General features: G+C 72.4%; 18 protein-coding genes and 1 pseudogene. 7 read left to right on the forward strand and 12 right to left on the reverse strand.

Annotated features, from left to right (window positions below; genetic code table 11):
* Positions 1-147 precede the first annotated feature (147 nt).
* Positions 148-690, forward strand: coding sequence for an FHA domain-containing protein (locus IE241_RS33075; protein WP_190025569.1), 543 nt, complete (start codon positions 148-150; stop codon positions 688-690).
* Between the two features lie 39 nt (positions 691-729).
* Here the strand turns inward: IE241_RS33075 and IE241_RS33080 are convergent, their stop codons facing one another.
* Both IE241_RS33080 and IE241_RS33085 read right to left on the reverse strand, forming a co-directional pair.
* Positions 730-1,446: a dioxygenase family protein gene (locus tag IE241_RS33080; RefSeq protein WP_190025570.1), complete on the reverse strand. Its 717-nt coding sequence runs from the start codon at positions 1,444-1,446 to the stop codon at positions 730-732.
* 37 nt (positions 1,447-1,483) lie between these two features.
* Positions 1,484-2,569 carry an AraC family transcriptional regulator gene (locus IE241_RS33085; RefSeq protein WP_190025571.1) on the reverse strand — a complete coding sequence of 362 codons (1,086 nt, stop codon included), beginning with the start codon at positions 2,567-2,569 and terminating at the stop codon, positions 1,484-1,486.
* A 301-nt stretch (positions 2,570-2,870) separates the two neighbouring features.
* Here IE241_RS33085 and IE241_RS33090 point away from each other — a divergent pair, with 301 nt between their 5' ends.
* Both IE241_RS33090 and IE241_RS33095 read left to right on the forward strand, forming a co-directional pair.
* Entirely contained in the window at positions 2,871-3,125 is a 255-nt protein-coding gene (locus IE241_RS33090; protein ID WP_229900184.1) for a DUF1540 domain-containing protein, read from the forward strand.
* A 136-nt stretch (positions 3,126-3,261) separates the two neighbouring features.
* Entirely contained in the window at positions 3,262-3,798 is a 537-nt protein-coding gene (locus tag IE241_RS33095) for a flagellar hook-length control protein (protein ID WP_190025573.1), read from the forward strand.
* A 62-nt stretch (positions 3,799-3,860) separates the two neighbouring features.
* Here the strand turns inward: IE241_RS33095 and IE241_RS33100 are convergent, their stop codons facing one another.
* Positions 3,861-5,498 (reverse strand): CocE/NonD family hydrolase, encoded by a 1,638-nt coding sequence (locus IE241_RS33100; protein ID WP_229900194.1) that lies wholly within the window; start codon positions 5,496-5,498, stop codon positions 3,861-3,863.
* Positions 5,499-5,746: 248 nt separating this feature from the next.
* On the opposite strand from IE241_RS33100, the gene IE241_RS33105 reads away from it, so the two are divergent.
* Positions 5,747-6,475, forward strand: a complete 729-nt coding sequence (locus IE241_RS33105; RefSeq protein ID WP_229900186.1) for a TetR/AcrR family transcriptional regulator — start codon at positions 5,747-5,749, stop codon at positions 6,473-6,475.
* Positions 6,476-6,505: 30 nt separating this feature from the next.
* Here IE241_RS33105 and IE241_RS33110 read toward each other — a convergent pair whose 3' ends face one another.
* The 9 genes from IE241_RS33110 to IE241_RS33150 all read right to left on the reverse strand — a co-directional run bounded on the left by IE241_RS33110 (position 6,506) and on the right by IE241_RS33150 (position 16,826).
* Positions 6,506-7,297 carry an ABC transporter ATP-binding protein gene (locus tag IE241_RS33110; protein WP_190025576.1) on the reverse strand — a complete coding sequence of 264 codons (792 nt, stop codon included), beginning with the start codon at positions 7,295-7,297 and terminating at the stop codon, positions 6,506-6,508.
* On the reverse strand, positions 7,294-9,492 hold the full coding sequence (locus IE241_RS34735) for a prolyl oligopeptidase family serine peptidase (protein WP_190025577.1): 2,199 nt from the start codon (positions 9,490-9,492) through the stop codon (positions 7,294-7,296). The genes IE241_RS33110 and IE241_RS34735 overlap by 4 nt, the downstream gene beginning before the upstream one ends.
* Positions 9,485-10,831, reverse strand: a complete 1,347-nt coding sequence (locus IE241_RS33120; RefSeq protein WP_190025578.1) for an MFS transporter — start codon at positions 10,829-10,831, stop codon at positions 9,485-9,487. The genes IE241_RS34735 and IE241_RS33120 overlap by 8 nt, the downstream gene beginning before the upstream one ends.
* Positions 10,828-12,750, reverse strand: a complete 1,923-nt coding sequence (locus IE241_RS33125; RefSeq protein ID WP_190025579.1) for an FtsX-like permease family protein — start codon at positions 12,748-12,750, stop codon at positions 10,828-10,830. The genes IE241_RS33120 and IE241_RS33125 overlap by 4 nt, the downstream gene beginning before the upstream one ends.
* Before the next feature lie 160 nt (positions 12,751-12,910).
* The gene (locus IE241_RS33130) at positions 12,911-13,000 is read right to left on the reverse strand and encodes a class III lanthipeptide (protein WP_190025580.1); all 90 of its coding nucleotides are present in this window, start codon (positions 12,998-13,000) and stop codon (positions 12,911-12,913) included.
* A 66-nt stretch (positions 13,001-13,066) separates the two neighbouring features.
* Positions 13,067-13,156, reverse strand: a complete 90-nt coding sequence (locus tag IE241_RS33135) for a class III lanthipeptide (protein ID WP_190025581.1) — start codon at positions 13,154-13,156, stop codon at positions 13,067-13,069.
* A gap of 76 nt (positions 13,157-13,232) precedes the next feature.
* The gene (locus IE241_RS33140) at positions 13,233-13,322 is read right to left on the reverse strand and encodes a class III lanthipeptide (protein WP_190025582.1); all 90 of its coding nucleotides are present in this window, start codon (positions 13,320-13,322) and stop codon (positions 13,233-13,235) included.
* Between the two features lie 6 nt (positions 13,323-13,328).
* Positions 13,329-15,905: a class III lanthionine synthetase LanKC gene (gene lanKC / locus IE241_RS33145; RefSeq protein WP_190025583.1), complete on the reverse strand. Its 2,577-nt coding sequence runs from the start codon at positions 15,903-15,905 to the stop codon at positions 13,329-13,331.
* Positions 15,906-16,076: 171 nt separating this feature from the next.
* A complete protein-coding gene (locus IE241_RS33150; RefSeq protein ID WP_190025584.1) occupies positions 16,077-16,826 on the reverse strand; it encodes an ArsR/SmtB family transcription factor in 750 nt (249 codons plus the stop codon).
* 517 nt (positions 16,827-17,343) lie between these two features.
* Between IE241_RS33150 and IE241_RS33155 the strand changes: the two genes are divergently transcribed.
* The 3 genes and pseudogenes from IE241_RS33155 to IE241_RS33165 form a co-directional block, all read left to right on the forward strand.
* Positions 17,344-18,393 carry a helix-turn-helix domain-containing protein gene (locus IE241_RS33155; RefSeq protein ID WP_190025585.1) on the forward strand — a complete coding sequence of 350 codons (1,050 nt, stop codon included), beginning with the start codon at positions 17,344-17,346 and terminating at the stop codon, positions 18,391-18,393.
* Between the two features lie 289 nt (positions 18,394-18,682).
* On the forward strand, positions 18,683-19,759 hold the full coding sequence (locus IE241_RS33160) for a mechanosensitive ion channel family protein (RefSeq protein WP_190025586.1): 1,077 nt from the start codon (positions 18,683-18,685) through the stop codon (positions 19,757-19,759).
* 332 nt (positions 19,760-20,091) lie between these two features.
* A pseudogene (locus tag IE241_RS33165) lies at positions 20,092-20,557 on the forward strand (transglycosylase SLT domain-containing protein); the annotation flags it as partial.

Here is a 20,557-nt window from a genome sequence, read left to right on the forward strand (position 1 = left end):
TGCGGGCGCCTTCACACCCTCCCATCCCGGCCCACGCCCGTGACGGGCGGCCCAGGGGCAGCTGATTCCCTGCCTGATTCCCCGTCAGTGCCGCGCACCTGTTTGATTTTATGGACAGGACGGGGCCGAAACCCGAGAATCACCCTCATGACGTCTCCTGAGTTCCGTACGCGCGTGACACGGCCCTCCGAGGCCGATCGTGAGCGGGCCCTGGCCATCCTGCGCGACGGCACCGGCGACGGCAGGCTTTCCCATGACACGTTCATGCGCCGCATGGACCTCGTCCTGACCGCCCGCACCAGCGCCGAGATCGAGCTCGCCATGGCCGATCTCCCCGCCCGCGGGCGGTTCTCGGACTTCATCCTGCGGACGGTGGGCCGTGTGTCCGCCTTCGGGGCCGGCCTGCGCGGGGCCTGGCGGAGCGCGCGGCTGCCCGGCCTCCGGCTCCCCGAGCCCGGCACGAAGCCGCTGACCATCGGCCGGGCCCCGGTCTCCGACCTCCGCCTTGAGGACGACACGGTCTCCCGGCGGCACGCGGAGCTGCGCTGGCTCGACCACGGCTGGCGCCTCGCGGACCTCGGCTCCCGCAACGGCACCTACGTCAACGGCCTGCGTATCGCCGGATCCGTCCGGGTCGGCCCCGGCGATCACGTCGCGTTCGGCGACCTCGGCTTCCGCCTGTCGGTCTGACCCCGCCCCGCCGGGGCACCCCGGGCCGCCGGCTCCGTGCTACGTCCGGGGCCCGCCCGTGTTCACCACGAAGTCGAAGGTCGCTTGCTTCGCCGGGCCCGCCTGGCGGACGTTCATGAGCAGGGCCGCGTTGAAGAGCGGATCGGTGTTGTTGCGGGGCTCTCCGGGAAAGTAGAGCTGCGTGGTGAGGAGGGGACCGCCCGGTGCCTGCACCTTGACGTGGAGGTGGCGCGTACGGCCCGGGTAGAGGCCCGGCACGACGGTCGTCAGGCTGAACGCTCCCCGGGCGTCCGTGTACTGGTGCCCCCTCAACCGGAAGCCGAGGTTGTCGTACGCGCCCGCGTCGTCCGCCTGCCAGAAGTCCAGCAAGGCGTGTGCGACGGGACGGCACCCGGTCCCGAAGACGTAACCCCCGACCGTGAGCCGCGTGCCCTGCGTGCCGGGCTCCAGCAGCGAGGCGCGCTCGGGGGAGGCAGGCTTGAAGTAGGGACCCTCGATCTGCGGCGGAGTCGGATCGTCCCCGTCGTCGCAGAATGGAGTAGGCGGAAGAGGTGCGTCCGAGGGCCGGTGGTCCCGGGCGATGGCCACGCCGCTGCCGAGCAGCGCGGGCAGGGGCACGGCCACGAGGGCAGCCTTGAGCAGGGTCTTGCGGCTGACGGCCCGCCGGCCGTTCGCCTCCCCGCTGCTGATGTAGCTGATATCGCTGGTGCCGCCGATGTCGCCCGCGTCGCCGGTGCGGGCGTGATCGTCCGTCATGGTCCGCCTCCTGGGGGTGAGTGGCTCTCCGACGAACTTAGGGAGGCGAGCCCTGCGGATCGATGGACTCCGTTGGGGGAACGTGGTGATTCCCAAGGATTCTCTTTCCGGGGCTGCCGGGGCTGCCGGGGCTTCCGAGGCTGCCAGGACTGCCGGGGCTTCCGAGGCCTTCGTGGCTGCCCGGCTCCGCCGTCAGGGCCCTGCGGCGGAAGTCCCCGGGGCTGACGCCGGTCTCGCGCCGGAAGAAGCGGCAGAAGTACGCGGGATCGGTGAAGCCCACGCGCCGGGCGACCTGGCCGACGCCGAGGGAGGAGCCGGCCAGCAGCCGCTTCGCTTCGAGCGTCCGGGCGGCGCGGATGAGCTCGCCGGGCGTACGGCCGGTGGTCTGTTTGACAGTCTCGTTCAGATAGCCGACCGATACGCCGATGCGCGTCGCGTACGCCCCGACCGAGCGTCCGGCGCCCGCGGTCTCGGTGAGCAGGAGGTTGAACTGCCGCGCGACCTCCGCACTCCGGCCCGCCGCGGCGTCGGGTCTTCGCGGGCCGGGCAGGCGCAGGGAGCGCACGAGGAGGATGTGCAGGTACGCCTCCAGCACGGAGGCGTACCCGTCCGGCTTCGCGGCGAACTCCTCCGCCATGGCCCGGATGAGCGCGCCGACGCCCACGGAGTCGCTTCCGTCCCTGGCGCCCCCGTCGTCTCCGCTGCCCCCGTCGTCCCCGCCGGTGCGCGCGGCGGGGAGCCGGAGCCAGTGCCGCTCCGCGAGCGCGCGCAGCAGCTGCCGGTCGCCGGGGTGGGCGAGCAGGAAGTCTTCGGTGAACAGCGTCAGGATGCCGCGCAGACCCGATACCCGTTCCCAGTAATGCACCTGTCCGGGCAGGATGACGCACAGGTGGGGAGGGCGCAGGGGCTCGTGGACGAGGTCGATGACGTGGGAGCCCGAGCCGCCGGTCACGTAGACGATCTCGTAGAAGGTGTGCCGGTGCGGGTAGCCGGCCCGGGAGTCGGGGCCGAGGGAGTCGAAGGAGCCCATGGCGAAGGGCGGTACCTGCGGCGGTGTGATCTGCAGGCGGTGCAGGGGGAGGGGGTCGGTGTGCGGCATCCGGCCGCGTGTCCGCGTGGTCATCTCGCTACGCCTCCGTCCTGCACAGCCCGTCCTGCACGGCCCGGCCGAGGCCGCGGCCGGCCGGAACCCACGGTCAGCTGACCCCGGGCAGTGCGGCCCGGTCAAGGGGCCGGGGAGTCGGCCGGATCGTGGGTGTTCTCGTCCCGGCGGGCGGCCGCGGTGGCACGGCTCCCGCTTCCGGGTGAACAGGCCGGATCGCCGGTGTCGCCGTCCGGAGCCCGAGGAAGGCGTCGGGGGGAACAGTCCAGGGGCGCGCTGTGAGGAGAAGGCCGTGGAAATGCCGCAGGTGAGCGTATGTCAGGTGGATGAGTGCGCGTACAACCAGGACAGCGCCTGCCGCGCGCTGGCCATCACGGTGGGCGATGCCACCCACGCCCACTGCGACACGTTCTTCGTGTTCCCGGCCAAGGGTGGCGACTCCTCCGCCGTCGGCCGGGTGGGCGCCTGCAAGATGTCCGGGTGCCTGCACAACGTCGGCCTCGAATGCCAGGCTCCCGGCATCACCGTGGCGTCCCTGGGGGCCTCGGCGGACTGCCTGACGTACACGTCGAGATAGGCGCGGGGCGGGTCCGGGCCGGGCGCGGTTCCCACCTGAGCGGTGTCCGGTTCCGCCCTTGGAGGTTCTGTGAAGAGCGTGGAGAATCCCCACCGTTACGCCATCGCATCTCATGTCACATCAGTGAGGAGAAGCCATGCGCTCGGTGAAGACGGTCCTCGCTCTGGGAGTCGCGGCGCTGGCCGCGGCGGGGAGCATCGTGACCCCGGCTGCAGCCGCGACGCCCTCCGCGGACGCCAACGGCAAGGCCATGACCTGGACCCTGCTCGCGGACGGGCCCAGCGGGACGGTGCAGGTGGGCGGCGGCGCCCTGAGCAACCCCTATCAGGGTGACACGGCCACGACCACGGCACTGCCCGTTCTCTGCCTGAGAATCGACGGCTCGCCGGCCCCCGCCGGCATCACGCCCGGCTTCTACGCGGGCTGGGCGCGCGGCGCGGTCGCGGCCACCAATCCGATCCGCGGCACCCGCCTGACGAGCCGCGCGGTCGCCGACGGAGTCTGCGCCAACAACTTCGGAGCGGGCTGGCGCATGGCCGAGTTCCACGACGGCAGATACGGACCCGGCCTGGAGAGCTCGGGTGGCTGGAGCTACTGGGCCTACGGGGACGTCCCGGCCGGCACCCGTTTCTGGACGGCCATCAACGACCAGCCGGCCAACCCCTGGAACTGACGCACCTCCTCCGCCCGCGCCGGGCGAGACCGTGACGACCGCTCACCGCCCGGCGCGGACGGCTACCGTTCGGCGCCGCCCGACGAGCCGCCCGACGTGCCGCCTGCCTCGGCCGCCCCGGGGAGCGTCAGCGCCGAGCCCGTGTGCAGCGTGATGTGCACCGGCGTGAGGCCTGTGGCATCGGCCGCCGGCTCCCCGGTGCCGGGGTTACGGGCGAAGCGCGGATGTGCGCCTCCGCTGATCTGGAGGCGAATGCGGTGACCGGCAGCGAAGCGGTGGGCGGTCGAGCTCATCGGCACGGTGACCTCCGAGAGGCTCTGTCCGGTGGTCCGCAGCGCGGTCAGCCCGTCGCAGACGTTGAAGGAACGGCCTTGTGCGTCCACGTCGCACAGGCGGGCGAAGACGTCGGCGCAGCCGGTGTCCGTGGAGAGGCGCAGCCGTGCGGAGACCGGGCCGAGGACGTCGACGGGCCCGGCCAGGGGTGCGCTGGTGAACGTCAGTACGTCGTCCCGCGCTTCGAGCGCCTTGTTGTCGCGGGGACCGGCGCCGCGGGAGAGCACGGGCCCGCCCAGGGAGGGAGTGGGGTCGGCAGGGTCGTAGCGGAAGGTGGTCAAAGGCGTGGGCTCGCCGGGGGTCTGCCGGGTGAGCGCTCCGTTCGCGGCAGGGAACCAGGCCGTCATGCCTGACGCGGGCGGCCAGTCGTCGAGGTCCCGCCACGTGCCTTCGCCGCCGACGTGCACGCGCACGGGGGTGGGACGCAGCCCGGCGGGGTCGTCGCACAGGTGCGCGCGCAGCCAGGCGAGGCTCTCGGAGAAGACTTCGGGCCAGCCCTGCTGCAGTGCGGAGGTGTGGGTCCAGGGGCCGACCAGCAGGGAGGTCTCACATCCGGCCCGGCGCAGCCGCCCGTACTGCTCGAAGGTCTGGTCGGCCAGTGCGTCGTGCCATCCGGTGATCAGCGCGGTGGGTATGTCGAGCCGCTCGGCCGCCCCTGCGAGGGATGCGCCGTGCCAGTACGGGTCGCCGGCGTCCGGGTGCGTCATCACGTCGTCCAGCCAGGGCACCTCCCCGAGAGCGGACACATGCGCTCCGCGCAGCGGCCGCGCCGTGGTGATCTCGCGCAGACGGCGCTGCAGGCGCAGCACCGCCCTCGTGAAGGGGAGCACCCCCTGGTGCTGGTACGTCATGCCGGCGCCGACGACGAGGGCGTTCTCCAGGTGGAGTGCGCCGCCCGCGTGGAACAAGGCGTACGGGTCGTGCAGGCCGACCTGGACCACCATCGCCTTGAGCTCCGGCGGCGGGTCCAGGGCGAGAGCCCACTGCACATAACCCAGATAGCTGGGGCCGACGGTGCCCAGTGTCCCGGTGAACCAGGGCTGCTCCCGCAGCCACGACACCGTGGCCAGGCCGTCGGCGGCCTCGTTGCGCCACAGGTCGAAGCGGCCGCCCGAGCCGCCGGTGCCGCGGCAGCTCTGGATGACGACGTGGAAGCCCTGTTCGGCGAAGAGGACGCCGTACATCGGTGACCAGGGCAGGCCCCTGCCGTAGGGCGAGCGCACGAGCAGGGTGGGGAAGTCGCCCTGCGTGCGGGGGAAGTAGTGGTCCGTGCGCAGAGGGCTGCCGTCCGCGGCCGGCACCACGAGTCCGGGCTCCCAGCCGACCTCGTGCTGTGCGGTCGGCAGGCCGCGCCATGTCGCCCTCATCAGCCGTGAGGAGAGCGGCGGCTTCCCGGACGGCGCGCTCCAGGCGGCCTTCGTGGTCCTCGTGGCCCTCGTGGTCGTCGTGTCCCTCGGCGCGGCATCGTGCGCATGCGGTGTCATCGCGTCCCCCTCCATCGTTTACGTACGATGTACGAGAATAGAGGATGCTTGGATGGTTTCCGCAAATCGCAGCGGTGTTGACAAGGTGTGCAGGCAGCGCGCGCCGAGGTGAGAAGAGGAGCGAGGAGAACGTGACCCGTGGAGACGGCGCCGGTGCCGCCGGAGTCGACCCGCAGCAGCTCTGGCTGACCCCGGCCCGGTCCGGCAGAGGGCGTAAACCGGCCTTCAGCCGCCGGGCGATCACGGCCGCGGCCGTCGACCTGGCGGACGCCGAAGGACTGGAGGCGGTCACCATGCGGCGCGTCGCCGCCCGGGTCGGGGCCGGAGTGATGTCGCTCTACAACTACGCGCCCGACAAGGAGACCCTGCTGGAACTGATGGTCGACCACGTCAGCGGCGAGCTGCCGACCACGGAGCCCCTCACCGGGGACTGGCGCACCGACCTGAAGGCCATCGGTCACCTGCAGCGCGCCCTCATGCTCCGGCACCCCTGGCTCCCTGCCGCGCTGTCCGCCCGCCGGACCCTCGGCCCCCACACGCTGGCCTTCCTGGAGCGTGCCCTGGCCGCCCTGCGGCCGACCCGGCTGGACGGTGCCGCCAAGGTGGAGGTCTTCGCCCAGCTCACCGGATTCGTCGCCGCGCACGTCGCCCACGAGATCGCGCAGGCCGCAGCCGCACAGTCACCGGAGCGGGCCGCGGCCGAGGCCCGCTACCTCGCAGCCGTCGCCGCGGACGGCCACCACCCCGAGCTCGCAGAGGCCCTCGCCGCGCCCGGACGACCCCTCACCCCCGAGGCCACGTTCGCCCGTTTCCTCGGCCGCCTGATCGACGGCCTCGACACGGCCTCGGACGCAGACTGAAGCACCCGGCCGCACCTCCCCGCGGCCCGGCTACGGGGTGTTGAAGCGTTTCATACGGGCCAGGATCTGGTCGGCGTCCGGGCGGTGGAGTTCGTCGGTGATGCGGCCGTCTGCCAGGAAGACGACGCGGTCGGTGTAGGCGGCGGCAGCGGGGTCGTGGGTGACCATGATGATCGTCTGCCCCATGCGGTGGGTCAGATGGGCGAGGAGGGAGAGGACTTCGGCACTGGTGGGGGTGTCGAGGTTGCCGGTGGGCTCGTCGGCGAAGACGAGGTCGGGCCGGCCGGCGAGGGCCCGGGCGCAGGCGACGCGTTGCTGCTGCCCGCCGGACAGTTCGCCGGGGCGGTGGCCGAGCCGGTCCGTGAGGCCGAGCGTGGTGACGACCTGGTCCAGCCACTGCCCGTCCGGGCGCCGCCCCGTGATGGCCAGGGGCAGGGTGATGTTCTCCGCCACGGTCAGGGCGGGCAGGAGGTGGAACGCCTGGAAGATGAATCCGATCCGTTCCCTGCGCAGGCGGGTCAGCTGCCGCTCGGAGAGGCTGGACAGCCGGGTGTCACCGATGAGGGCCGTTCCGGACGTAGGCGTGTCCAGCCCTGCCAGGCACTGCATGAGCGTGGACTTGCCCGACCCCGAGGGCCCCATGATGGCGGTGAAGTGCCCCTGCTGGAACGACACGCTGACACGGTCGAGGGCTGCGACGCGACGTGCCCCGCTGCCGTACACCTTGGAGAGGTCCATCGCGGCCGCGGCCGGCGGGGCCGCGGGCGGGTGCTGTGCGGAGGGCTGGTGTGCCGCGCCGTGGCGCAGGTGTGCCCAGGTCATGCGGTGCTCCTCGAGGACGGTGCGAGTGCGGTCGGCTGCCGGTGCGCCCGGAGCGGCGAGGGCGCGTTCACGTCGGTGGCTGGCGGGGGCGGGCTCGGTCTGGTGGGCCCGGTGAGGCCGGTGCGCGTGGCGAGGAGGGCCAGGACGCGCGCGCCGAGTGCCGTGGCGGCGGTGCCGGTGCGGCCGTGGTGGCCGGTGTCGCACTGGTGGTCGAGGAGGACGGGCTGCGGGCCCGGCGTCGCCTCCTGGAGTGCGGCGCAGAGCTTCCAGGCGTGCCAGGGCGGGACTCGTGCGTCGTTGCCTCCGGTGATCAGGAGCGTGGCCGGGTAGGACTCGCCCTGCCGTACGCGGTGGTAGGGCGAGTACGCCAGGAGCGCTGCGAGCGCGGCCGGGTCGGCGGGATCCCCGTACTCGTCGTGCCACAGGCGGCCCAGACCACCGCCTGAGGTGTAGCGGGCCATGTCGGTGAGGGGCGCGGCGCAGGCGACCGCGGAGAAGAGGCGAGGGGCACGGAGCACGGCTGCGGCCAGCACCAGGCCGCCGTTGCTGGCGGCCAGCCCGGCGAGCTGCCCGGGCTCCGCTTCGCCCTGGGCCACGAGGGTGCGTGCTGCCGCGCACAAGTCGTCGACGGTGTGCGACTTGCCCGCGCCGCGCCCTGCTGCCGCCCAGTCCGCGCCGAACTCGCCGCCGCCCCGGGCGTGGACCCAGGCCACGCGCCCGCCGGCGGTGAGCCAGGCGGCGAGGATGGGGTCCCAGGAGGGTTCGAGGGGGATCCCGAAGCCGCCGTAGACGGTGACCAGGACCGGGGCCGGGCCCTTCCCGCCGGGGGGCGGGTCGCAGAGGGTGACGGGGAGGGCGGTGCCGTCGCTGCTGACGGCGGTCGTGGTACGGAGGGGGGAGTGGCCTGCCGGTGGGGTGAGGGGTGGTGCGCCGGGGGTGAGGCGATGGCTCCAGCAGCCGTCCCGTGGGTCGTCGGCGAGGATCCACAGCGCGTCGCCGGGACGGCCGTCGTCACCGTACGAGAGAGGCCCGATGCGCAGCCGGGCGTGCCAGGTCAGCACTGTGCTGCCCGGGCTCTCTGAGCCTGCGCTTGTGTCTGCGCCTGTACCTGCGCCCGGGGCCGGGTCCGGGCCCGCGGCAGCCAGGGACTCGGTCCGCGTGCCGACGGGCTGGAAGTCGAGGCGCCGGGCGGTGCCGTGCTGCCGCAGGACGGCCAGGCAGGGGGCCGGGCCCGGCCCCAGGACGCGTAAGGCCTTGATCTCCCCTGGAAGGTGCCCGGTGGGGAGCGGGGCGGGAGGTGTGATGTGCCCGCGGGTCGCGTCCGGCAGAGCCAGTGCCGAGATGTCCTGGCCTGTGGCGAGGTACAGATGGTCCGTGCCGAGTGCGAACGCGGTGATGCGGAGGCCGTGGAGGGGAAGGGGCTGCCAGTCGGGTGTGCCGTGGCCGTCCCAGCGCGTGCACCACCACTGTGCCGAGGGCGCCTTCGCCGTCCGGGTGCGCAGCAGCAGGTGGCCTCCCGGACCGCTGTGCAGCGTGATCCTCACCGGTCCGGGGACGGGCAGTTCCACGGTCCGGTCCGGGCCCGGGGCGGGGCTCGGGGCCCGGTCGTTCCGTAAGGAGCGGACGTGCAGACTGTGTTCGGTGCGGGTGCCGGCGCTGTAGAGCAGGAGGTCGCCGGCGCAGGCCACGGCCGGGTGAGGCGAGGCGTCGGAGAGGTACACCGCGGGTGTGGTCCCGTCGGCGGGGACCAGGTGCAGGCCGCCGTTCTCGTGCCCGTCGTGATGGAGCTGGACGAGCAGGGCGCGGCCGTGGGGGTCGGCGTGCCAGCCTGCTGTCCGGGTGGGGGAGGGGCGGTCGCCGGTGTCCAGGAGGGTACGGCTGCGTCCGTGCGGGTCGGTCGCGGTGAGGAGCTCGCTGCCCGAGGCTCCGAGCACATGCCGGAACAGCATCCCCCCGGCTTCCACCGGTGGGCTCAGGAGACGGCCGGCGCCGGCGGTCTCGATCCCGGCCAGCAGCGACTGCCAGGTTCGGTCGTCGGTGCGCTCCCGGTGGGCTGCCAGCAGGCGTTGCTGTGCGGCCAGCCACGCGCGCGTGCGGGGAGAGTCCTCCTCCAGCCACCGGTAGGGATCCGCCGGTTCACCGGTTTCCCGATCCGGCCGGACACCGTCACCGGCCGCCGGTACGTGGTCAGCCACGGTTCGCCTCCACCGCCGCGGAGTTCCCGGCGCGGGCCTCCTGCGCGTCCAAGGACTTCTGCGTGTCCGAGTGCTTCTCTGCGGCTGCGTCCACGGGCTGGTGCGCGTCCATGATCTCCTGCAGCTCCAGGGCCTGTTGCGCATCCGCGGCCACCGCATGGCGGGCCGTGGTGAACCAGCCGGTCACGGCCAGGAGGACGACCAGGGCCGCCGCTGCCGTGACCGTGGTTCCCAGGCCGAAGGCGTGTGCTCCGGCTCCCGCGAGCGTGGGGCCGAGGGGGGCGATGGCCTGGGAGAGGAAGCCGCTGGCGCTGTGGACGCGCCCCTGCAGCCGCGGCGGGGTGATGCGCATCTGCATCGAGGACAGCACCACGGTGATCACAGGGCCGCCGGAGGTGGCGATCGCCAGCATGAGGGCCGCGCCCCAGGTGCTGCGGACCGTGGCGAAGCCGAGCAGCGCGAGCGCGATGACGGCGGTGGCCAGCGCGATGGCGCGGCCTGCGGGGAGTCTGCGTGCCACCGGGGCGGCGACCAGGGATCCGGCGACGGCGCCTGCACCGAAGCAGGCGGTCTGCACCCCCACGGCCACCGTGCCCGCGCCGGTCCTGTCGCAGGTGGCGATGACCACGATCAGCAGGCCGTTGAAGACGAGGTTCAGGACGGTGGCGTTGAGCGCGCCGTAGCGCAGGAAGGGCGAGCGCCACAGGAAGCGCATGCCTTCGGTGACGGCCTTGAGCGGCGGCTGCGCCGTGCCGGTGGGGCCCGCCTTGGCCGGCAGGAGGAAGGCGCAGCAGGCCGCGGTCAGATAGGTCAGGGCGTCGGCGGCGAATACCCAGGCGGCATTGGCTTTGAGGAGCACGCCCGCCACGAGGGGGCCGATGATCAGTGCGAGCGCGGCGCGGCTCTGGACCAGGGCCAGCGCCCGGGGCAGGAGGTTGGCCTGGACGAAGGTGCGTACGGCCACGTTCTCGACGGGGGCCAGGGTGCTGCCCACGGCGCCGAGGAGGAAGGCCGCGACCAGGAGCGCGCCCGGGTGGACGGCGCCTGTCGCGCGGAGCACGGCCAGCGTGCCCAGCACCAGGGCGCCGGCGGCGTTGCCCAGGAGGAGGAGCGTGCGGCGTGGGTAGCGGTCCGCGAGCACCCCGGCGGGCAGCCGGGCCGCGACGATCCCCAGGGACAGCGCGGTGCTGGTGAATCCGGCGTGCCGGACGTCTCCGCTCACCTGGTAGGCGACCATGGGCAGGGCGATCACCGAGGCCGCCGTGCCCACGGCGGAGGCGGCCTCCCCGCTGAACAGCAGCCAGAACCGCCTGCCCAGCTTCTGCTTCGGCTGCTTCACACCGCTCTCCTTGCGAATTGTCGTTGGACGGTGGACATCGGATGGGCGGTCATCACCGAGGGCAGGGCGACCGCGAGGACGGCGGCTGCCAGGACGGCGACGGTCCACGGCACGTCCAGGGCGGGCAGCGCCCCGGTGCCCAGGGCGGCGGCGAAGGGGACCAGGCAGGCGACTGCCGTGGCGGCCGCCAGCGCCGCCCCGACGGCGGCCGCGCCGAGCGCTTCGTAGAGCACGCAGCGCAGCAGCTGGCCTCTGCTCAGCCCGAGGGCGCGCAGGTGGGCGCGCTGGGCGCGGCGGTCGCGCTGGGCCAGGGACGCGGTATTGGCCGCGGCCAGCAGCGCGTAGCCGCTGACGACGGAGACGATCAGACGGGAGGCGAGATCGTCGGCGGGACTGCGGGGCTGGAGGCGATCGAGGTACTGCGCGCGGGAGGCGACGGTCTGGCCGGGTTCCTTCGGCCAGGAGCGGTACGCACCGCTGAGCAGGATCCGGTCGGCGTACGGTTCCCGGGTGTGTTCCAGGGCGGTGGTGCGCGCGATGACGAACGCCGGGAAGGCGAGGTCGCGTTCGTAGACGGCGGCGAGGGTCAGCTCGGGGCGGGATCCGTCGGCCAGGGCCAGCCGGACCTTCTGGCCGAGGCGCCAGTGATGGGCCTCGGCCTGGTCGGCGCCGGAGGCGAAGGTCCCCTCCCGTAAGTCCGACAGCCGCCCTTCGCGTTCCTTGAGGTCCAGGGACTTCACGAGCGAGGAGCCGTCGGCTCCCCAGGCCTCCACGGGGGAGGGCTGGTCGTCGAGGGACGTGGGCGGAGCGGTGATCTGCGTGGACACCAGCACCGTGGCGGTGACGCCGGAGAGCGCTCCGGGCCCGCCGGAGGCCGCGGCCGGCTGCGCAGGAAGCCGGTGCCCGGGGCGGGCGGTGACCACGCCGTCGGCGCGCAGCCCGTCGGCGGTCTGGCGCGCGACGGCCTGTCCCATGGTGGCGCCGGTGCCCAGCAGGCAGACGGCGATGCCCACGGCGAGCAGGACGGGCACCGCCATGGCCGTCGTCCGCGCCGGAGCCGCCCGCAGGCCCGCGGCGGCGATACGTCCCACCCGCCGGTCCGCGATCCGCAGGAGGGCGCACACCGGCCGGCTGAGCGGGGGCACGATCCACGGCGCGAGGACGGCGAGCGTGGGGATGAGCATCAGGGCCAGGCCGGGAGCGACGGCAGCCCGGACCGTCGCCGGGAGCTGGGTGAAGGCCATGACGCACAGCAGCGGGACGCACAGCATCAGGGCCATGGCCAGGCCGGTCAGCAGCCTGGCCCGGCTGCGGCGGGACGCCAGGGACCCTTCCGTGTCCTTCATGAGCGCGCCCGGACTCACGCGCCCGGCGGCGAGCACACTGGCCATGGCCGACAGGACGGCGACGGCCCCGGTGGCGATGCACACGCCCACGGCCGTGCCCCACACCTGACCCGAGGACGGGAGGGAGGCCGCTTCGGGGAAGAGCTCCCGGTCCACGAGCAGACGTCGCCCCGCATGCGCCAGGGGCAGCATGCCCAGTGCTCCTACGGCGGCTGCGGCGACCGCGAGCCGCGCCACGTCGCCCGCGACCAGACGACGCAGCCGCCCGGCCGTGACCCCCAGAGCGCGCAGAACGGCGAACTGCCCGAGCCGCTGCCCCGTCCACAGCGAGACGGTGGAGCCGATCACCACCACGGCGGACATCAGCAGCATGGACAGCAGCAGGGAGAGCAGGCTGCGGGCATCCTCGGCCTGGGCCGCCGCCACGGACCGGGCGGGGAAGTCCGCACGACCTGCAGCGATCAGCAGCAGGGTGCAGGCGCCCACTCCTGCCGCCGTCACGGCGCAGGCCACCGCGGCTCCGGCCAGGCGGCCGGGGTGGACGCGCGCTTCGGCGAGGAAGAGGCGGCGCATATGCATCGGTCCGGCAAGGGGGCGTGAGGGTCGGGACGCCACGGACACTGTCTTCTGCCCTCCACAGTGCGTAAGCTGGAAGTAGCGCGGGGAGGCCACCCACATTGTGGCCTCCCCGCGCTTGTTTACGGCGAGCGGTGCAGCCGTTCTTGACCGTGTGTCAGTGGCACCCGGCGATGCTGACGGAGCTCCAGGGAGCGTCGAGGACAGTCTCCTCGTCGAGCTCCTGCAGGGCGAGAATGTTCTGCATTCCTTGTCACCTCCTTCAGGGGCACGGTGGGAAGGGGTTGGTCCCGGTCTGCGCCGGGGCGGTGTCTCAGTGGCAGCCGCCGAGGCTGATGGTGCTGATGGGGGCGTCGACGATGGTCTCCTCGTCGAGCTCCTGCAGGGCGAGAATGTTCCGCATCTCCGGTTCACCTCCCTTCTGCTGCTCGGCCGTTCGCTGTCGGGGCGGTGCCGCCCGCCGGGGGCACCTCACGACGTCAGTGGCACGCGGCGACGCTGACGGAGCTCCAGGGAGCGTCGAGGACGGTCTCCTCGTCGAGCTCCTGCAGGGCCAGGATGTTCTGCATGTCTTCTCACCTCCCTTCGCGGGCTCGCAGGGCCGGGTGGTCCGGAGCGTCGCTCCCGGCCGGCGGCCACCCGCACGTGGGGTGAGCGCCGGGGAGCAGACGGCTGCCGGGGTTCTTGGCGGCGGCAAGCGCGATCAGCGCGCCTGCGGAGCCGGTCGCCAGGTCCGCCGAGAGACGGACCAGCTGGTCGCCGTGCAGGACGTGTGCGTCCTCGTACGGCGCCAAGTGCAAGGTGAGGGCGCGCAGATGGCTGTCCAGCTCCGCTTGCCACCGTCCCGTGCGGGACAGGGCGTGGGAGAGCAGGTACGCCAGTCCGGAGCGGCCGCTGAACAGCCCGCCCTGCAGGACGACTTCCACCGCGCCGGCCCGGGCGGCACCGGCCACGATGCCGTCGGCACCGAGCGCGGCCGCCTGTGGCGGGGGGAGCGCGAGGGCGGCCATCGCGACGCCGGCGGAGCCTTCCGCGAGGTACGGCAGCAGCCGGCTCGAACTGTGCATCTGCAGCATGCCGTCCACGTCACGGGCGTGCGCCAGGTCGCAGCGCACGGCGCGTTCGGCCGCCGCCGCCCATTGCAGGTCTCCGGTCACTTCGGCGCAGCGGGCGAAGAGCACCGCGGGCCCCGACCAGCCGTGCATCAGCCCCGGCCGGTCCAGCAGTCCCTTGGTCCCCACGCGTTCGCGTACCCGCAGCGCGAGGGCGAGCGCTTCGTCCTTCAGCCCGACGTCCAGGAAGAGATGGGCGATCCCGGACAGTCCGCTGAACAGCCCCGGCGAGGCGGGCAGGGGGCCGGCCAGGAGGCGGTCGACGAGGTTCGCGCCCTGCGGGTGCCCCAGCCGGTGCAGGAGCCATGCGGCGCCCGCCATCCCGTCGTAGAGGCCCGCCGGTGTGTCCAGGGGAGCCCGGCGCACCGCACCGGCCAGCCACTCCACGTCGTCGTCGGAGACCGCCGTTCCGGCCGCGTGCTGAGCCCACAGCACGCCCGGCGTGCCGTACGCGAGCCCCAGTGCGGCGCCCGGGCGGTGCCCGGCCACGTCGCAGGGGTAGCGCCGGTCCTTACGGCCGGTGTCGGCCGAGCGGGCGATGCCGCGCAGCAACGTGTCCGTGGACGGCGGCGTGAGGGGCGGGGGTGGCCCGGCGAGTGTGCCAGGCGGCGGGAGGTGCGGACGTAACGCAGGTGACAGAGCCAGGCGTTCGGTCATCTGCCGGATGAACTCCGCCGGCAGGGAGGGGAATGAGGCCCGGGCCAGCTCGATCAGGGAGGCCACCGAGCGCGGGTTGCGCAAGGTCAGCACGGTGAGGGGGACGAGGGCCGCGAGCTGACAGCAGCCCAGGGCGAACAGGTCCGCCTCCCGGGGATCGGTGAGGGCGGGATCGGCGAAGCCGGGCGCCCCCAGTGCGGCGCTGCGGACCGAGCCGACCGGGGCGGCGAGCTCGAAGTCCACGAGCGCCACGGTGCCGTCGGGCCGGATCAGGATGTTGCGGTGGTGCAGGTCTCCGAAGGCCACTCCGGCCTCGTGCAGCGCCCGTACGCATTCCGCGACCTGTTCCATCCGCTCGACGACGGACGCGGCGAATCGGGTACGGGCCGCCTCGGTGGGCCGGTGGCGGGTGAGCGGGTGCTCGCGCCCCAGCCAGGCGCTGACGGTCTCGCCCTCGACGTACTCCATGGCGAGGTAGTGGTGTTCCCAGGCGGTGAACGCGCCGTACCGGCGCGGGACGAACGGAAGATGCCCGAGTCCGTCCAGGACCGCGTCCTCGGTGCGCAGCCTGTCGACGGCGTCCATGCCGTTGGCGTCCAGGCCGGCGTGCGGACGGGCTTCCTTGAGGACGACCTGTCTGCCCTCGCCGTCGTGCGCGAGGTACACGCCCCCGCCGTTGGAGAAGTGGAGCGCCTTGCGGACCTCGTAGCCGCCGAGAGAGGCCGACTCGCCGTCGGCCGCAGGCCGCTCCGCGAGGAAGTCCGGGACGTCGGCCCACGGGGGGAGGGTGAAGACCGGGCGGCGGTGGTCGGGCACCAGCTGCCCCTGAGGGGTGCGCAGCGCCGGTACGCGGGTGCCGTCCGCGCGTTCGCACCACATCAGGATGAAGGCTCCGTAACGAACCGACACCGGGCCGTCGTTCCAGCGCCGGTCGGACAGCACGTAGGGTCCGGGCCGCCCGCGCATCACCGTCTCGAGCTCATCCAGAGCCCTGCGCAGCTCGTCTGTGGTCCGGGGATAGACGGTCACGGCCTTGCCGCTCGCGGCCCGGTGGGCGTACTTGGTGTTCATGGCGGCGACGATCCGCCGGCTGCGCAGGAACTTCCACGGCAGCTCCAGCTGCCGGCAGACGGTCCAGGCCGCCTCTATGGTCTCCTCGGCGGCGCCGGGCGTCGCACTCACGTGGATCTTCCAGCCCTGCTCCGGCAGCTTTCCGGTGTCACCGGGCATCAGGAATTCCCATACGCCCTGGTGTTCCCGCCGCCAGCCCTGCGGGAGTTCCCGCACGGAGAGGGAGAAAAGAGAATCCGAGTCCTGGCAGCGCTCCAGCGGCTCGTACCACGTGGAATCGGCGATCGTGTACGCCTCGTAGCTCGGATCCATTGTGCCCTCCCTCTGTGTGCCGGGCGGCAGGTTTCCTGTGCCGCCGTCGATTCACTGAAATGGGTTCCCGGTCGCCGGAGTTCTGCGACCGGGGAGTGGAACGCTTTTCCGTTCCGCTGTGATAATCCTGCGCCTGCCGGCCGCCGGCCCGCAATCGGCGTAAGTTCACGCTTAAGCGGAGATCTGCCTTCCGGCCGCGGCGGCCGCGGGCTCCCGTCTTTCCCGGCCCTGCTGAAAGGCCGTATGACGCAGCGTGGGCTCCTGACGCAGCGTCGGCTCCGCCGGGCGCCGTTCCGCGGCCTCGCCGCGCAGCAGGAGGCGGCCGAGATGAGTGACGGTGTGGATGGCATGACTGCGGCTGCGGCGCGTCGAGACCAGCCCGGCGGCCCGCAGGACGGCCATGTGCTGGCTCACCGCGGCCGCGGACACGCCCAGCCGTTGGGCCAGCTCGGCGTTGGTACAGCCCTCCCGTAGCGCACGGAGCGCGGCCGCTCTGGTCCGCCCGACGAGGGCGGCGAGACTGTCCGGCCCGCAATGCGGACCGCCCGCCCGCCCGCCGCCCAGCAACTGCGTGAGCTCCTCCGGTCCGGGACGGTCGGGAAACACCAGCACGGGCGCGCGGTGCACTCCCTGCCGGGCAGGCGGGAGCACATGTCCCGCGCGCTGCAGGAACAAGGACGGAGCCAGCACCAGCCCGGTGCCGTCCAGCTCCATCTCCCCGGAGCGCACGCCCGCGATCTCCAGGGCGGGCGGGTTCCAGCGGATTCCCGGACCCAGCGAGTCCAGCAGCACTTCCACGCCGTCGCGGCACATGATGTCCCGCAAGGTGTCGCGGACCTCGCCCAGATAGGCACGGATCCGCCCCCAATGCGGTGCGACGGCCATCTGCTGGAAGTCCTGGACCGCGGAACGCAGGGACACCGGGGGAGCCCCTGCGCCGTTCGGCGGCACCACGGTGTGGCGTCCCCCGCCGGTACACAATTCCAGCAGCTTTCCCGGACCGCCCGGAACCCGGATCAGCGTCGCGACCCGCTCCATTCTCGGATCGGCCCGCCGGCCGCCCCCGCACACTCCTTGCCGCCATGCGCGAAATCCCTCTCCCCGGCCCTCCCGGAGCGCCTCCAGGGCGAACAAGGCCTCCATGGAGAGGAGATCCGCTTCGCTGATCCTCACGCGTGCCAGGTCGTCGACCGAGAAAATGATGCGATACACGAGAGCGGCCCCCGCAGCGATCGGCTCCACCCTGAGTGCGCGGCAACGTCCTGGTGCCGGCGGACGGAGCGTTGGCCAATGCTGATGTGCATGGTTCCCGGCTCCCGCGCCGCACGGGGGATGGATAATCGAGTCCGTCACCTCAGGAGGCCCGTCAGGAGGCCCGTCAGGAGGTCCGTCACCTCAGGAGAGACGGGTGACGAAGGGCGCGGGCTAACCTCCTGACATGGAGGCACTCGTCGTACGGTTGTCGCAACTCGATGCGGAAGCAGAAGGCGCGATCCGCGTCGTCATGTTCTACGACACGCTGATGCGCCGCCGGGTGGACCTTCCGGCGCTCGCCCGGGCCTCGGCAAGCCTGGCCGAGTGCGTGGCCGGGATACGGCTCTTCGGCACGGGGCGCTTGATCCGCATAGGACCCGACGGCCGTGAGGCTCCTGCCGCTGAAGCTCTCGCCCCTGAAGCACTTGTGTCCACGACGGTGCCGATCACGCTGGACGACGAAGCGATCGGCGCGGTGTGGCTGGAACGTTCCGGCCCGCCCGGCCCGTTCGACGACCTGCTGCTGGACCGGCTCGCCCTCGCCGTCTCCGCGGCCGTCGAGCGACACGGCCCGGCCTTCACCACCATGGCCGACCCCGCCCTGGTGGAGCTCGTGATCAGCCCCGGCAGCGACGAGGCCGCCAGAGCCCGGGCGCTGCGGCTCATGGGCTTCTCCGCCGGCCTGCCGGTCCGCGTCGTCGCCGTACGGTCGGAGATCCCCCTCGACCAGGTGGGCGGATCGATCTGCGCGGCCCGTCCGGTGAAGGCGGCACAGGTGGCGGACGTGGGCGTCATCCTGGCCGCGACGGTCGCCGCCGACCGGCTTCCGGCAGGCGTACGCGCGGGCATCGGCATCGCCGGCAACCCGGTCCTGTCATGGCAACAGGCCCGCACCGCCCTCCGCTTCACCAGCCCGCGCGAACCCGTCGTGCACTACGCCGGACTGGGCGCACTGGCCCTGCTCGCCGAAATACCTCAGGACGTCTCGCGGGACAACGCCGACGTGGCCGCGATCGCCCGCATGGCCGGCAGCCCGGACGATCTGGAGACCCTCGACGCCTACTGCACCACCGGATCCCTGCGCCGGGCGGCCGATCTCCTGCACCTGCACCACAGCAGCGTGGCCCGGCGCCTCGAACACATCGGGACGACCCTGGGGATCGGCCTCACCGAGCCCGCCGGACTGGTCCGCGCCAGGCTCGCCCTCACCGCATGGCGGCTGCTCGACGACTGACACCCGGCTCCCCGCGCGCACCGGACGATCCCGGCACGCACCGGACGAGCTGCCCCTTCGAGGTGACAGCGCGGGCCCGCTGACGGGGCGTCCGGAAAGAGCCACCCGGGCGTGCAAGGGCGAAACCGGCGTGGTGCAGGATGACTTCTCGTGCCGGGCCCTTCCGTGGCCCGGCACGAGCACGATCCGTCGGGACAGACAGGTACAAGGTGACGAATCATTACTCCGGGCTTCCGGCGATGGCGTACGACGCCCCCGCTCCCTCCTCCGCAGGGCGGGGAGGACACCGGTGAACCGGGATCTGACACTGCATGACATCATCGTCGCCGGCATCGCCGTGGCCGCAGGCCTGGCCCTCGCCCTCGTGCTGCGGGTGATCCTTCGCTGGCTCGGCGTACGCGCCCTCAGGACCCGCTGGCAGGGCGACGACATCATCGTCGACGTGCTGCGCACGCTCGCACCGGGGTGCGCGGTCGCGGCCGGCGTGGCGGCGGCCGCCGCAGCCCTCCCGCTGACCAGCCAAGTCGGACACATCGTCGACGAGGTGGTGATGGCCTGCATCGTCCTGATCGCGACGTTCACCGCCGCCCGGGTGATCAGCGGTCTGGTGCGCTCCATGGCGCAGTCCAGATCGGGCGTGGCCGGATCGGCCACGATATTCGTGAACATCACGCGCATCGCGGTGCTGGCCATGGGCTTCCTCGTCATGCTGGAAACCCTCGGCATATCCATCGCCCCGCTGCTCACGGCCCTCGGCGTCGGCGGCCTGGCGATCGCCCTGGCCCTGAAGGACACCCTGGCCAACCTCTTCGCGGGTGTGCACATCCTCGTCTCCAAGACGGTCCAGCCCGGCGACTACATACGGCTCAGCAGCGGCGAGGAGGGCTACGTCCGCGACATCAACTGGCGCATCACGGTGGTGGAGCAGCTCAACAACAACCTGGTCATCATCCCGAACGCCAAGCTCGCCGGCACGAACATGACCAATTTCAGCCGGCCCGAACAGAAGCTGTCCGTCACGGTGCAGGTGGGCGTCGCCTACGACAGCGACCTGGAGCGCGTCGAGCAGATCACCGTCGATGTCGCCGAGAGCGTGATGAAGGATGTCGCGGGCGCCGTACCCGACCATGAGTCGGCCGTCCGGTTCCACACGTTCGGGGACTCCCGGATCGGCTTCACGGTGATCCTCGGAGTCGGCGAGTTCAGCGACAAGTACCGCATCAAGCACGAATTCATCAAGCGCCTGCACCAGCGCTACCGCGCCGAGGGCATCCGGATCCCCGCTCCGGCGCGGACCGTCTCCCTGCAACAGACCGGGGAGCCCGCCATCCCGCATCCCCGCGCGTCCCTCGACCAGGCTTCGTAGGCCCGGGTCCCGGGGGCTCCGGAATTCGCTGACGCTGTGCGTGTGAGTGCTCGCTGTGTGTCGTCTCGGGGGCTGCTCCGTGTGAGGGCGCCCATGAGGCCTGGGTCACTTACGAATGCCGTTAGTGGAATTCGGCGGCGGAATTAAGGCGCCGGGTCGGGTTTTCGTGTGCGGGCGATGAATGGGCGTAGTAGGTCACAGGCCTTGTCAGGGTTTTCGGTGGTGGCTAAAACTTGTGGAGTCGCTGGGCGCCGTCGACCGAGAAACGGCGCTTGTTTTTGCGCCGCTTCAGGGCCGGGCGACATCCCGCGATCGGAAGGTTCAGCTCAGTTATGCGCTCCACCGTCTCCGCTTATGTTCGTCTGCCGAAGATTCACAAGTTCTCTGTTGCCGGTATTGCCGCGACCGGTGCCGCTGTCGTCGCGGTGGCCGTTGCTCCGCATGCTTTCGCTGCTGATGCGGCTCCGGCTGCTGCGGTGAAGCCGGTGGCGTGGAGTGCTGAGGCTTTCGGTGAGACGCAGCAGGCCGACCTGGAGAAGCATGCTGACGCCGCCGCCAAGGCCGGCGCGGACGCTGCCGCCGAGGCGAAGGCGGGCAAGGAGCGTGCGGAGAAGCAGGCCGCCAACCGTTCCACCGAGCGCAAGGCCATAGCCGCCAAGCCGGCCGCTGCGGCGAAGCCCGCTGCCAAGCCTGCTGCCCCGGCCAAGCCCGCTGCCAAGCCGGCTGCTCCGGTGAAGAAGGCCTACGCGGATGATCTTGAGGGCTGGATCGGTCAGTCGCTGGACATTCTGCGGGCGA

Source organism: Streptomyces hiroshimensis (assembly GCF_014650335.1).
In the GTDB taxonomy this organism is placed as follows: Bacteria; Actinomycetota; Actinomycetes; order Streptomycetales; family Streptomycetaceae; genus Streptomyces; species Streptomyces hiroshimensis.

What these genes read in the sequence shown, in the direction of transcription:
- IE241_RS33075 (WP_190025569.1), top strand. Translation starts at nt 148, where the DNA reads ATGACGTCTCCTGAGTTCCGTACGCGCGTGACACGGCCCTCCGAGGCC.
- IE241_RS33080 (WP_190025570.1), bottom strand. Translation starts at nt 1,446, where the DNA reads ATGACGGACGATCACGCCCGCACCGGCGACGCGGGCGACATCGGCGGC.
- IE241_RS33085 (WP_190025571.1), bottom strand. Translation starts at nt 2,569, where the DNA reads ATGACCACGCGGACACGCGGCCGGATGCCGCACACCGACCCCCTCCCC.
- IE241_RS33095 (WP_190025573.1), top strand. Translation starts at nt 3,262, where the DNA reads ATGCGCTCGGTGAAGACGGTCCTCGCTCTGGGAGTCGCGGCGCTGGCC.
- IE241_RS33100 (WP_229900194.1), bottom strand. Translation starts at nt 5,498, where the DNA reads ATGAGGGCGACATGGCGCGGCCTGCCGACCGCACAGCACGAGGTCGGC.
- IE241_RS33110 (WP_190025576.1), bottom strand. Translation starts at nt 7,297, where the DNA reads ATGACCTGGGCACACCTGCGCCACGGCGCGGCACACCAGCCCTCCGCA.
- IE241_RS33125 (WP_190025579.1), bottom strand. Translation starts at nt 12,750, where the DNA reads ATGCGCCGCCTCTTCCTCGCCGAAGCGCGCGTCCACCCCGGCCGCCTG.
- IE241_RS33130 (WP_190025580.1), bottom strand. Translation starts at nt 13,000, where the DNA reads ATGCAGAACATTCTCGCCCTGCAGGAGCTCGACGAGGAGACTGTCCTC.
- IE241_RS33135 (WP_190025581.1), bottom strand. Translation starts at nt 13,156, where the DNA reads ATGCGGAACATTCTCGCCCTGCAGGAGCTCGACGAGGAGACCATCGTC.
- IE241_RS33140 (WP_190025582.1), bottom strand. Translation starts at nt 13,322, where the DNA reads ATGCAGAACATCCTGGCCCTGCAGGAGCTCGACGAGGAGACCGTCCTC.
- lanKC (WP_190025583.1), bottom strand. Translation starts at nt 15,905, where the DNA reads ATGGATCCGAGCTACGAGGCGTACACGATCGCCGATTCCACGTGGTAC.
- IE241_RS33155 (WP_190025585.1), top strand. Translation starts at nt 17,344, where the DNA reads ATGGAGGCACTCGTCGTACGGTTGTCGCAACTCGATGCGGAAGCAGAA.